Source organism: Paenibacillus alvei DSM 29, assembly GCF_000293805.1.
In the GTDB taxonomy this organism is placed as follows: Bacteria; Bacillota; Bacilli; order Paenibacillales; family Paenibacillaceae; genus Paenibacillus_B; species Paenibacillus_B alvei.
In genome coordinates this window covers 651,305-663,402 of sequence record NZ_AMBZ01000003.1, presented here as the reverse complement: position 1 = coordinate 663,402, position 12,098 = coordinate 651,305, and the positions used below count along the sequence as shown (strand labels likewise).

Genomic DNA, 12,098 nt, shown 5'->3' with positions numbered 1-12,098 from the left:
GGAGGCTACTACGATGAGTGAAGTACGTTCAAAAGCTACAATCGCAAAAGAAGCAGCAGCCGTGATGAATCGGCTGACGACCGACCAAAAAAATGAGGCTCTGTTAAGAATGGCGGATCTGCTCGAGCAGCACGCAGATTCCATAATAGAAGCAAATGCCAAAGATTTGGCAAAAGGCAGGCAGCTCGGTACATCCGCATCCCTGCTCGACCGTCTAGCATTAAATGTAACACGGATCGAAGACATGGCTGAGGGCTTGCGCCAAATCGTTAAATTGACTGACCCTGTTGGTGATGTACTAGAAACAATTGACCGCCCTAATGGTCTACATATTGAAAAAATTCGCGTTCCCCTAGGAGTTATCGGCATGATTTACGAGGCGCGTCCAAATGTTACAGTGGATGCGGCTGGATTATGCCTCAAGACAGGAAATGCCGTTGTGCTGCGCGGTGGTTCTTCTGCACTAGAATCGAATAAACGGATTGTAGCCGTGCTGCACGAAGCATTGAAATTAACCTCCGTTCCTGTTGATGCCCTGCAGCTCATTGAAGATGCTGATCGCGCATCTGTTGATGAGATGCTGAAGCTAAATGGCTTGCTTGATGTCGTCATACCACGCGGCGGAGCATCGCTCATTCAAAACGTCGTTCAAAACGCAACTGTCCCCGTCATCGAAACAGGCGCCGGCATCTGTCATACCTATCTGGATGAAACCGCAGATCCTGATATGGCAGAATCGATTTCATATAATGCGAAAATTCAACGTCCTTCTGTATGCAATTCCATGGAGACTCTGCTTGTTCATGAACAATTTGCTGAGCGCCATTTGACAGGACTTCTGGAAGGGTTCGATACCCACCGTGTTGTGCTGCGCGGATGTGAACGAACGACTGCCTACGCCCCTTGGGCGAAGAAAGCAACCGAGCAGGATTACGCAACGGAATATAACGATTATGTACTAAATATTCGAGTGGTGAATTCCTTGGATGAAGCTCTTGATCATATCGCTCGATATGGAACGAAGCATTCCGAGTGCATCATAACAGAGAACAAAGAGCGCGCCAATCGTTTCTTGAACGAAGTTGACGCTGCTGCAGTATACCATAATGCCTCGACACGTTTCACAGATGGCTTCGAATTTGGATTTGGTGCCGAAATTGGCATTAGTACACAGAAGCTGCACGCAAGAGGACCTATGGGACTGCCTGCTCTAACGTCAACCAAATATCGGATTTATGGTAAAGGTCAAATCCGCGAGTAATGTCCTGCAACAGCATATTCTACAAGCAACGTGTTGGAAAAGAAGGGAGAGGAATGGACATCATGAATGAAACAATTACACAAGAGAAGGACACATTCCGTTCTCTTCGCATTTGTATTTTCGGTGCAGGCTCCATTGCTGAAGCAATCGTAAGAGGAGTACTTGCCAAGCAATTAACGGAACCAGAGCAATTTTCAATGATAAATCGCAGCAATAACGAGCGACTGCAAGAATTGAAGCGGAAGTATGGCGTTACGATCGAGCTTACATCCAAAGGCAAGCAGGAGCTGCTTCATGAAGCTGATGTTATCGTACTATGCATGAAGCCTAAGGATGCTGCAGCCGCACTTCATGAGTTGAAGCCCCTGCTCCGTCCTGGCACACTCATTATTTCAGTCATTGCTGGTCTTTCTTTACATGCTATCCAGCGTATTCTAGGTCCTATCGCCGCCGTGCGCACAATGCCGAATACATCTAGTACGATTGGACTCGGAGCAACAGCAATTTGCTGCTCCCAATCTGTGGACGATACTCAGCGAGCTATCGCGATGATAATATTCGAAGCGATTGGCATCGCAGTTGAAGTCGAAGAGCAGCATATGAATATTGTAACTGGATTGTCTGGGAGCGGCCCAGCCTATTTATATTACGTCATGGAAGCCATGATGCAGGCTGGCGTTGAGGGCGGGCTCACCCAAGAGATTGCGCATGATTTAACGGTGCAGACCGTGCTTGGAGCAGCCGAAATGGTACGACGAACGCAGGAAGAACCTGCTGAACTGCGCCGTAAAGTAACATCTCCTGGCGGCACGACACAGGCAGCACTTGATGTCATGAACAGTCATTATATGAGCAAGACCATTATATCTGCGGTTCACCGCGCTGCAGAGCGCTCGCAGGAGATGGAACACCAAATTGGGAGGGAAATCGAATGAAAGATCACTGCATCGCCACCTATCGGCTGTTCGATGATCGGGCAGATTTTAAGAAAAAGCCGAAGGAATTGCCGTTGGCTTGACGGTAGGGAGCTGGACCGAGCTCCCTGAGGCGAGAAAGGCCGAGATGTCAAATCATCTCGGCAAGGTTATCACGATTGAGGAGCATCCATCAGACGTTGCAGGGGAACGATATGCGGATATCTCCATCGCATACCCAGACATTAATTTTAGCCCTGATCTCCCCGCATTACTCGTTACTGCATTCGGCAAGCTGTCTATGGATGGCAAAATCAAGCTAATGGATCTCGATTTTTCGGACTCTTTCAGAACAGCATTTTCAGGACCTAAGTATGGAATTGACGGAATCCGTGATCAGTTGCAGGTTTATAACCGTCCATTATTGATGAGTATTTTCAAATCGCTTATCGGACATGACCTGTCAGGATTGAAGGAACAATTTTACCAACAGGCATTGGGTGGAGTTGATCTGATTAAGGATGACGAAATTTTGTTTGAAAATCCGTTGACCCCGATCGAACAGCGTGTTCGTGCTTGTATGGAAGCAGCTGCTGCTGCTGAGCAAATTACAGGCAAAAAATTGTTATACGCCGTAAACTTGACAGGGCCTACGTTCTCGCTTCGTGAACAAGCGCTTCGTGCAATAGAGGCCGGTGCAAATGCGCTGCTGTTCAATGTATTAAGCTACGGATATGATGTCCTGCATGGATTGAGTCAAGATCCAGATATTACAGTTCCAATTGCAGCTCACCCTGCACTTGCCGGCGCTTACTATCCTGCAAAGGAGCATGGGATTGCTGCTCCGCTCCTACTTGGCAAGCTAATGCGATTGGCTGGTGCCGATCTAGTCCTCTTCCCTTCCCCGTACGGATCAGTTACAATGCCAAAGGAAGAGACACAAGGTATCCGCCAAGCGTTAACTAGCACAGCAGAATCATTAGAATCCATACATAAAAGATCCTTCCCGGTGCCTTCCGCAGGCATACACCCAGGTCTTGTCCCGCTTATTATTCAGGATTTCGGAACGGAAGTAGTTGTCAATGCGGGAGGAGGAATACACGGACATCCATTGGGAACAGCGTCTGGCGGTCAAGCATTTGTAGATGCCATTGATGCCGTGATGAAAGGCGATACGTTGGAGCAAAGAGCAGTTGTATCCGAGCCATTAGCTGCCGCAATTGGATTATGGGGTGTTAAGAAATGAGTGTGCAGAAGCGTCGTGTCATTTTTTGCGATTTCGACGGAACAATAACAGAAAATGATAACATTGTTTCAGTTATTCGGCATTTCAACCCGCCTGGTTGGGAAGAGATCGTGCATGATGTCATACAGGAACGAAAGTCAATTCGGCAAGGAGTCGGTGAAATGTTCGCCATGCTCCCTACTTCACTGCGAAACGAAGTCGTTCAATATGCCATATCGCAAGCCTGCATCCGCCCTGGCTTTGAGCAATTCGTTCAATTTTGCCAGACGGAAGAGATTGAATTGTACGTGACAAGCGGAGGAATTGATTTCTTTGTATATCCGCTGCTCAAGCCGTATCAAATTCCCTCTGACCATATATATTGTAATGGCAGCGACTTCACTGGCGATAGCATTCGCATCACATGGCCATATTACTGCCAGCCGCCTTGTACGAATGATTGCGGGATGTGCAAAACGACCATTGTCCGTCGCTTCCCGGAAGAAGAGTATGAACGTATCGTGATTGGCGATAGTGTTACCGACTTTGCAGCAGCCAAGATGGCTGAATTTGTATATGCAAGGGCGCAATTAATCGTGCGATGCGATGAGCTACAGCTTCCTTATGCACCATTCCACACCTTTTATGATATTATGGAGCATTTGACCCATTCCAATACACATATCTAAAATCATCCACACTAATAAGCTAGGAGTGGTTGAAAAGAAGGGAGCCAGTTCATAGAATGAACACGAATATGCTCACAGTAGAGCAAAAGCAGCAAGCACTTGCTGAGCTGCGCACAATCAAAGAGCAGTTTGCAAGCCGCCACTGGTTCCCAGGCACGAGCGGCAATCTCTCCATTCGTGTCGGCGATATTCAGAATGAACAATTCCAATTCGCGATTACGGCCAGCGGCAAGGATAAGTCGGTTCATACTCCTGAAGATTTTCTATTCGTGAATGAGAATGGCCGAGCAACCGAAGCAACGAAGCTGAAACCCAGTGCTGAGACATTAATTCATTGTGAAATTTACCGGCTCACAGGCTGTGGTGCTATCTTCCACGTTCATACCGTATTTAATACCATCGTATCTGATCTATATGGAGATCGCGGCACTGTGCCGGTAGAAGGCGTAGAATTAATTAAAGCGTTTAACATTTGGGAGGAAGACGCGATAATCAACATCCCTGTCGTACCGAACTACGCAGACATCCCACGTATCGTACCATGTATTACAGAGTCACTTGATCCACTTATTCCGGGTATTCTTCTACGAAAGCACGGCATATACGCATGGGGCGCTAATGCCTTCGAGGCCAAGCGACATCTGGAGGCATTCGAATTCTTGTTCGAATATGTATACCGCAAACAAGCACTTCATCAATAAATGCTAGCCTATTATTCCATAAAACAGATAAGGCCCTCAGTCACTTTAGACAGAGGGCTTTAGTGTCGGGCATTATTTTCCCATGCAATTCGAGAACTCGTCACTCATCTTCCGCTAGAACGGAACTTCTGAGTATAAGCCTTGGCATCTTCAATTGAGCGAACTCGGTTACGGCTCCATTCCAGCAATATGCGATCCACGTAGCGGAAATGCACCTTACCTGCAAATACCGCTTCCTTCAGTGCTAAGAGAATTAATTCCTCTGGATAATGATCCTGATCTATCCATCCGGCAATTGTCTCACATTCCATTGGTGAAAGCGGACGGCCGAATTCCTTCTCAAATATATTGAACAGATTCGGTTGATCCGAGTCCGTTAATGCAGAAGATTGTCTTAACCGCTGACGTTCAGCTCGAATCTCTTCCGTTACGAATACGGCCATCTTCTCCCATAATCCAGTTAAATTATATCGCTCATACTGCACTTGCGTTGCCGGGTCGACTTCTTCGTCTATGCTGATAAAGCCATCCTTCAGCAGTCTCTGCAGCGACTTGATGACTAGCTCAGGAGCTGTTCCCATACGTTCCTGCAGCTCCTCTATTGTCGGAAAGTCCTTCATTTCCTGCTGCTTGAAGCCTATAAGATGAATAAGCAGCATTGCTTCCGTATCATTCAGCTTCAGCTGCCGATAGCAGCGCAGCAGGTGGTACGGCACACTAATACTGCCTGATTGCATGCCAAGCGCCATCCCTTTGGCAAAGGTGCGAAAAGCGTCTCCACTCATACATTAATCCCCTCTCCGCTTCACTACCCCTCTATTGTCTCATATGATCAGCTATTTGATAAGCACTAAATTGGCAACGTTTTCAAATTTTAGAAATTAGGGCTTTATCGCTATTGAAAAAATCGCCCCATACCGCTTTTGCGATACAGGACGATCTTCATCACTTACTGATCTGAGCTACATGAAGCTTATGGATATAAACGATATAACAGGCGTGGGAATGGAATTGTCTCACGAACATGTTCCAATCCGCAAATCCAAGCTACAGTACGTTCCAGACCGAGACCAAATCCAGAGTGAGGAACAGTACCGTATTTACGCAAATCCATATACCACTGGTAAGCCTCAGGAGACAATTCATGTTCCTTGAAGCGTTCTTCCATCAGGGCAGGATCGTCAATACGCTGAGATCCGCCGATAATTTCTCCATAGCCTTCTGGAGCGATCATATCCGCACACAGAACGACTTCTGGACGATTTGGATCCGGCTTCATGTAGAATGCCTTGATGTTCGTTGGGTAGTGCGTGATAAACACAGGAGTTTCGTACTTCTCAGCGATTGCCGTTTCATGCGGCGCACCGAAATCTTCACCCCAAGGAATATCATACCCTTGCTCTTGTAAAAATGCGATTGCTTCATCATACGTAATGCGCGGGAATGGCGCTACACATTTCTCCAGCTTAGACGTATCGCGGCCGAGTGTTTCCAGCTCTGCACGGCAATTCTTCAGCACAGATTGTACGATGTGCGAAACGAATTGCTCCTGCACCTTCAGGTTCTCTTCATGGTCAACAAACGCCATTTCCGGCTCGATCATCCAGAACTCGATCAAGTGGCGGCGTGTCTTCGATTTCTCAGCACGGAATGTTGGTCCGAATGAGTAAACCTTACCAAGCGCCATTGCGGCTGCTTCCATGTATAGCTGGCCACTTTGCGTCAGGAACGCATCTTCTTCGAAGTATTTCGTATGGAACAATTCTGTTGTTCCTTCGCAAGAGGAAGGCGTAAGAATTGGTGGATCCACCAGTGTAAAGCCCTTCTCATCGAAGAATTGCTGAACCGCACGAATGATTTCCCCGCGGATTGTCAAAATGGCATGCTGCTTCGGTGCACGGAGCCACAAATGACGATGATCCATCAAGAAATCAACACCATGTTCCTTCGGTGTAATCGGATAATTTTCTGTAATTTGAATGATTTCCACATTCGTTACAGTCATCTCATATCCGGATTTGGAACGTGGTTCCTCGCGAACAGTCCCCGTAACATACATAGAGCTTTCTTGTGTTAAGCTTTTTGCCGCTTCCCAGACTTCCTCCGGCACTTCACTTTTCACTACAACACCCTGGATAAATCCAGTACCGTCACGCAACTGCAAGAATTGAATCTTGCCGCTGGAACGTTTGTTGTGCAGCCAGCAGCCCATACGGATTTCTTCGCCTACATGGCGGCTAACTTCGCGGATGACACAAGTCGTCGTCATCGATCGCTCTCTCCCTTACGCATTATTTCGATTCTTGCACAAGGCGGAATGTATCCCGCGCAATCATAAGCTCTTCGTTCGTTGGAACGACAAGAACTTTTACTTTCGAATTTGGAGTGGAAATCAGACGCGGTTCTTTCGAACGGATTTTGTTCAGCTCTGGATCAATTTCAACGCCCAAGAACGTCAACTTCTCGCATGTTGCTTCACGAATTACGATAGAGTTTTCACCAACACCCGCCGTAAATACGATTACATCAACGCCGTCCATCGCTGCTGCATATGCACCGATGTATTTACGCAAGCGATATACGTACATATCGAATGCCAATGTTGCATTTGGTTCGCCCTCAGCCATTGCATCTGTAATTTCACGCATGTCACTGGACAAGCCTGAGATTGCGAGCAATCCACTGTGCTTATTCAACATGGAGTTGACTTCATTGACTGTCAAATCTTCTTTCATCATTGTGAAAGGCACAACAGCCGGATCCAAGTCACCACTGCGTGTACCCATCATCAAGCCTTCCAGCGGAGTCATACCCATCGATGTGTCGATCGATTTTCCGCCCTCAACCGCTGTCAAGCTGCCGCCGTTACCAATATGGCATGTGATGATTTTCAAGTCTTCGATCGGACGTCCAACAACTTCAGCCGCACGTTGGCTGACATAGTTATGGGATGTACCATGGAAGCCATAGCGACGAACTTTGTGCTTCTTGTATAGCACCTTCGGTATCGCGTACATGTATGCCTTCTGAGGCATCGTTTGATGGAAAGCAGTATCGAATACAACCGCTTGCGGTACGTCCGGCAAGTTCGTTTCAACTGCTTTAATGCCCATCATGTGAGCAGGGTTATGCAGCGGAGCCAGATCGAACAGACGACGGATTTCCGCTTTGACTTCTGAGTCAACCAATACGGAATTGCTGAATGATTCACCGCCGTGAACGACACGGTGTCCAACAGCCTCAATCTCGCTGATCGTTTTAACTACGCCAACCTTTGCATCTGTAAGCTTGTCCAATACTTTACGAATCGCAATCGTATGGTCAAGAATTTCGCTTACTTCTGTAATTTCGTCAGTGTGATGCGGTTCGTGAATAAGAATGGAGGAATCCATCCCGATACGTTCCACGCGGCCTGCTGCCAGTACCGATTCGTCCTTCATATCATATAGCTGATATTTGAGTGAGGAGCTGCCTGCATTGATTACGAGTATTTTCATAGTCTATCCCCATCCTTATCATACTTGAAAAATCCGACGCCCGATTTCACGCCGAGGTGGCCAGCGCGCACCATCTTTTTCAACAATACGGACGGACGGTATTTGATATCGCCGAACTCGCGGAACATGCGTTCCATAGCAGCCAGTATCGAATCCAAGCCAAAGCGGTCTGCCATCTCAAGAGGCCCGTATTGGAAATTATATCCGATTCTCATTGCATTGTCGATATCTTCGGCAGACGCTACGCCCTCTTGCAGAACGTGCAAAGCCTCGTTAATCAAAAGACAGATCAAACGAGACGTCACGAAGCCCGGAGACTCGAATACCATGATTCCTTTTTTCTGTACAACCTCTTCGACGAAGCGCTTCGTTTCATTGAATGTTTCGTCAGAGGTTTTTAACCCGCGGATAATTTCGACAAGGTCAACCTTCGAAACGGGATGAATAAAGTGCATGCCAATAACACGCTCAGGATACTTCGTTGAGCTTGCCATTTCTGTCAGGGACAGTGTCGATGTGTTGCTTGCCAAAATAATGTTGCTTGGGCATACGCGATCCAGTTCAGCAAAGACCAATTTCTTCGCTTCCAGATCTTCAGATATAGTCTCAATTACCATATCGCATGCACTCAGCTCCGCCAGATGCGTCACCTTATGTATGCGCGAAAGAATTAACTTTTTTTCCGCCTGTGTGATAGCCCATTTCTCAAGCTGCTTGTCCAGGCTTGTTTCAATCATTTCATACGCGTGGTCCAGCTTCTCCGGCGATTGCTCCACCAACAGCACGTCCAAGCCTTTGACAGCAAGCATTTCTGCAATGCCTTGGCCCATTGTACCGCCGCCGATGACGCCGATCTTTTTGAAAAACATGGTTTCTTCCACCTTTCCTGTTGCTATGCTCTGCATAGTGTACCCGAGATGATGGTTTCGTTATCAGTGCATAGGTACCTCACCTTATCTTATCATGAATATGGAAACAAAAAAGAAAAACCAGCGTGAATTCACGCTGGTAATTGTTTCTTGTCACATAATAGACACCGGAACGTATCTCCGTTTACTAATTCCTCTTCCAAAAGGTGTTGCAAACATCGCTCAAAAGCATCCCGGTGCTTCTCCAACAATTCACGCGTTCGATAGGTCAAATCTACCATAATCGCCTGCGTTTCATTTGTCAAGACATCTGGCGAGAGATGCTTCAATCGAACGATGCCTAGATTAGTTAAACCAGCATTCACCATCGTCTCCACGATATTGAGTGCTTGATCGAAGTCTCCCTGAGAGCCTGTACTGCGATTGCCGTAGAACAGCTCCTCTGCTACCGAGCCGCCTAGCGCTATCATAATCTGCTCCTCAAGGAACGGCTTCGTATATAAGTAACGATCCCCTTGAGGCTGATGTCGAACGTACCCTAATGCTTGACCGCGCGGGCTGAGAGCTACCTGTGAAACGCTTTCCGGTCGGACAAGCTCTGCCGTGATTGCATGGCCTAGCTCATGAATAGCCACGCGACGACGTTCCTCTTCATTTGTCTCTCGGTCGCTTTTCTCTCCTAGCAACGCCTTATCAATCGCCAGGGAAAGATGTTCCATCGTAATGGATTCTTGCCGTTGACGCATCGCATAAATGGCAGCCTCATTAAGCACGCTTTCTAATTGAGCGCCTGAGAAGCCAAAGGTTTCCTCTGCGATTCGATCCAGACTGACCTCTTCCGCAAGCGGCTTGTTAGCGGCGTGCAGCTCCAAAATATGCTTGCGCCCTTTCTTATCCGGCATATCGACTTGAATATGGCGGTCAAAGCGTCCAGGTCGCAGCAGTGCACTGTCCAGCATCTCCTTGCGGTTCGTTGCTGCCATCACAAGAATGCGTGGCTCTTCATCAGTATATAAGCCATCCATTTCCGTCAACAGCTGATTTAGCGTTTGATCGTATTCTTTTTGCTGCCCGCCTTCACGCTTACCACCAATGACGTCAATCTCATCAATGAAAATGACTGCATTCTGCTTTTTCTCTTTCTCTGCGCGCTGTCTTGCTTCCTTGAACAGTTCACGTACACGGCCAGCCCCTACGCCGACATACATTTCGACGAACTCACTGCCTGATACGCCAATGAACACGGCATCTGCATAATGAGCAGAAGCCTTGGCCATCAATGTTTTCCCCGTTCCTGGAGGGCCTGTCAACAATATTCCCTTCAACGGACGAATCCCAAACTTCCGAATATCATCAGGTCGTACTAAGAAATCAAGCGCCTCAATTAATTCATTTTTTGCTCTGTCCTGCCCGCCTATTTTCTCAAAACTCATCGCACTAATATGACTTTGGCCTGCTTTTGCACGTCCGGATGAACGTGTCATACCTGCTTGCCCTCTCCGATTCACAAAGAACAGAAGAACAGTAATCGCGACGGCGGCTGCTACGATCGGCCAAATATTCACACCAAGATAGCTAATAAATAGTATGGCTGGGATTACAATCCCCAATGCCAATTCCCAACTACGAACGGATTGCCGTTGCTTTTTCATTAGGCCACACCCCCACAGGCGATGCTTGCAATGGAAGCAAAATTGTCTTGCTTCCTTGCCCATCCTTGAGTTGAATATAGACATAACGAGCATCCATTTCGGTTTGAATCTGAATGCCTGGGTGCTGCTGTTGAAGCTCCTTCAATCGTACGGGAATGTCACTATACTTCTGATGAACCATCGCCTCAGCTACATCGAACATGGCCCGTGACCATAATTGATCGATATTCGGCGTGCTTTGCTCATTCCAATATTCGAGTTGAATCTTCTTACCGCTCGAATTTTGCTGCAATTCATCCGATACTTGTTCAACCAAGCTGCTAATATTTGTTCCGTTCTTGGTCTTCAGCTTTACTTGCAATGTATCGGGATCCCACTTTACATCATACTGCGTAATTTCAGCATGCTGCTTGAGCACTCGCTCTACAGGCTGCTTTACGAAGCTGCGTTCATAAAATGCCCAACCACCGAACAAAGCAACAGCTGTAATCAACATAATGAGCAAGGTAGGAACAATACGTATTTTTTCGCCATGCTGAAACCTCCTGTTGCTAATCTATATTATATACCCCTAATGTTCTCTCTTTGATATATCATGAGTATATCATACATGCTGCACTATCTCTGAATGTAAAGTGTACCATGATTGCCATCGAACTTGTTCCAGGAATAAAAAAGCGCTGCATCCTCCGTCTGATGTACATGTGTTCATGTACGCACAAACGAAGCAGCAGCGCTTCAAGATCATTCGTCGAATATGCTATTTATTAGGCAGCGTATAAATATCACCTGTAGGCGAACCGTTAGCAAATGTATAAAAATGATAGAAATAATGGACAACGCCTTGGTCATCTTTTCGTTTGACTAAAGCCTGCCATAAATATTGATCATCCTTATAAGCAGGAGTAATTCGGATCACATCTGCATCCGGGTACTGCGCTTCAATTCTCCCCTCAATCGTTTCCTTTGAGGTTACTTCTGCAGAAGTCATTGGGTTTACCTTATCCGGGAGCACCCAAATCATATGTTCCTGACCTTGCTCGTCAGTTCCCCGAACCGTATATACAACTTGATCCCAAACCCCCTTCTCCACTTCAGTCACACTTGCAAGCTTAACAGCCTCATTCGCCCGTTTCACAATTTCCGCTTCTTTTACTCGCTCATCCTTATTAATATATTGCACATACTGATAAGAGGCGAAGAACAATCCGACTAGAAACAAGAGAACGAGTACCGGTATCAGCCATTTCCAATGCGATCTCCGGCGTACGCGTCTTCTCTGCATGAACT

The 12,098-nt window shown here is 46.9% G+C and carries 11 protein-coding genes and 1 pseudogene; 5 read left to right on the top strand and 7 right to left on the bottom strand.

What is annotated here, in order from left to right; translation table 11 throughout:
* The first annotated feature begins 13 nt into the window (after positions 1–13).
* From PAV_RS13475 to mtnB, 5 genes and pseudogenes are all read left to right on the top strand, one after another.
* Positions 14–1,261 (top strand): glutamate-5-semialdehyde dehydrogenase, encoded by a 1,248-nt coding sequence (locus PAV_RS13475; RefSeq protein ID WP_005547035.1) that lies wholly within the window; start codon positions 14–16, stop codon positions 1,259–1,261.
* A gap of 53 nt (positions 1,262–1,314) precedes the next feature.
* Positions 1,315–2,196 carry a pyrroline-5-carboxylate reductase gene (gene proC, locus PAV_RS13470; RefSeq protein WP_005547032.1) on the top strand — a complete coding sequence of 294 codons (882 nt, stop codon included), beginning with the start codon at positions 1,315–1,317 and terminating at the stop codon, positions 2,194–2,196.
* Positions 2,193–3,421: pseudogene (locus tag PAV_RS13465) on the top strand (2,3-diketo-5-methylthiopentyl-1-phosphate enolase). The gene proC and the pseudogene PAV_RS13465 overlap by 4 nt, the downstream one beginning before the upstream one ends.
* Positions 3,418–4,089 (top strand): 2-hydroxy-3-keto-5-methylthiopentenyl-1-phosphate phosphatase, encoded by a 672-nt coding sequence (locus PAV_RS13460; protein WP_005547029.1) that lies wholly within the window; start codon positions 3,418–3,420, stop codon positions 4,087–4,089. The pseudogene PAV_RS13465 and the gene PAV_RS13460 overlap by 4 nt, the downstream one beginning before the upstream one ends.
* Before the next feature lie 56 nt (positions 4,090–4,145).
* On the top strand, positions 4,146–4,790 hold the full coding sequence (gene mtnB / locus PAV_RS13455; RefSeq protein WP_005547027.1) for a methylthioribulose 1-phosphate dehydratase: 645 nt from the start codon (positions 4,146–4,148) through the stop codon (positions 4,788–4,790).
* A 104-nt stretch (positions 4,791–4,894) separates the two neighbouring features.
* On the opposite strand, the gene PAV_RS13450 is transcribed toward mtnB, so the two are convergent.
* From PAV_RS13450 to PAV_RS13420, 7 genes are all read right to left on the bottom strand, one after another.
* Positions 4,895–5,575 carry a DnaD domain-containing protein gene (locus PAV_RS13450; RefSeq protein WP_005547025.1) on the bottom strand — a complete coding sequence of 227 codons (681 nt, stop codon included), beginning with the start codon at positions 5,573–5,575 and terminating at the stop codon, positions 4,895–4,897.
* A 188-nt stretch (positions 5,576–5,763) separates the two neighbouring features.
* Positions 5,764–7,059 (bottom strand): asparagine--tRNA ligase, encoded by a 1,296-nt coding sequence (asnS, locus tag PAV_RS13445; RefSeq protein ID WP_005547023.1) that lies wholly within the window; start codon positions 7,057–7,059, stop codon positions 5,764–5,766.
* A 22-nt stretch (positions 7,060–7,081) separates the two neighbouring features.
* Entirely contained in the window at positions 7,082–8,287 is a 1,206-nt protein-coding gene (locus tag PAV_RS13440) for an acetate kinase (RefSeq protein WP_005547021.1), read from the bottom strand.
* Entirely contained in the window at positions 8,284–9,156 is an 873-nt protein-coding gene (locus PAV_RS13435) for a 3-hydroxyacyl-CoA dehydrogenase family protein (RefSeq protein WP_005547019.1), read from the bottom strand. Before PAV_RS13435 ends, PAV_RS13440 begins: the two co-directional genes overlap by 4 nt.
* 131 nt (positions 9,157–9,287) lie before the next feature.
* On the bottom strand, positions 9,288–10,808 hold the full coding sequence (locus PAV_RS13430; protein WP_005547017.1) for an AAA family ATPase: 1,521 nt from the start codon (positions 10,806–10,808) through the stop codon (positions 9,288–9,290).
* Complete coding sequence (locus PAV_RS13425) at positions 10,780–11,304, bottom strand: hypothetical protein (RefSeq protein ID WP_005547015.1); 525 nt, start codon at positions 11,302–11,304, stop codon at positions 10,780–10,782. The genes PAV_RS13430 and PAV_RS13425 overlap by 29 nt, the downstream gene beginning before the upstream one ends.
* Positions 11,305–11,568: 264 nt before the next feature.
* Positions 11,569–12,093 carry a cell wall elongation regulator TseB-like domain-containing protein gene (locus tag PAV_RS13420; protein ID WP_005547013.1) on the bottom strand — a complete coding sequence of 175 codons (525 nt, stop codon included), beginning with the start codon at positions 12,091–12,093 and terminating at the stop codon, positions 11,569–11,571.
* Positions 12,094–12,098 lie beyond the last annotated feature (5 nt).

Coding starts and splice junctions, on each gene's coding strand:
- PAV_RS13475 (WP_005547035.1), top strand. CDS start 14: ATGAGTGAAGTACGTTCAAAAGCTACAATCGCAAAAGAAGCAGCAGCC.
- proC (WP_005547032.1), top strand. CDS start 1,315: ATGGACATCATGAATGAAACAATTACACAAGAGAAGGACACATTCCGT.
- PAV_RS13460 (WP_005547029.1), top strand. CDS start 3,418: ATGAGTGTGCAGAAGCGTCGTGTCATTTTTTGCGATTTCGACGGAACA.
- mtnB (WP_005547027.1), top strand. CDS start 4,146: ATGAACACGAATATGCTCACAGTAGAGCAAAAGCAGCAAGCACTTGCT.
- PAV_RS13450 (WP_005547025.1), bottom strand. CDS start 5,575: ATGAGTGGAGACGCTTTTCGCACCTTTGCCAAAGGGATGGCGCTTGGC.
- asnS (WP_005547023.1), bottom strand. CDS start 7,059: ATGACGACGACTTGTGTCATCCGCGAAGTTAGCCGCCATGTAGGCGAA.
- PAV_RS13440 (WP_005547021.1), bottom strand. CDS start 8,287: ATGAAAATACTCGTAATCAATGCAGGCAGCTCCTCACTCAAATATCAG.
- PAV_RS13435 (WP_005547019.1), bottom strand. CDS start 9,156: ATGTTTTTCAAAAAGATCGGCGTCATCGGCGGCGGTACAATGGGCCAA.
- PAV_RS13430 (WP_005547017.1), bottom strand. CDS start 10,808: ATGAAAAAGCAACGGCAATCCGTTCGTAGTTGGGAATTGGCATTGGGG.
- PAV_RS13425 (WP_005547015.1), bottom strand. CDS start 11,304: ATGTTGATTACAGCTGTTGCTTTGTTCGGTGGTTGGGCATTTTATGAA.
- PAV_RS13420 (WP_005547013.1), bottom strand. CDS start 12,093: ATGCAGAGAAGACGCGTACGCCGGAGATCGCATTGGAAATGGCTGATA.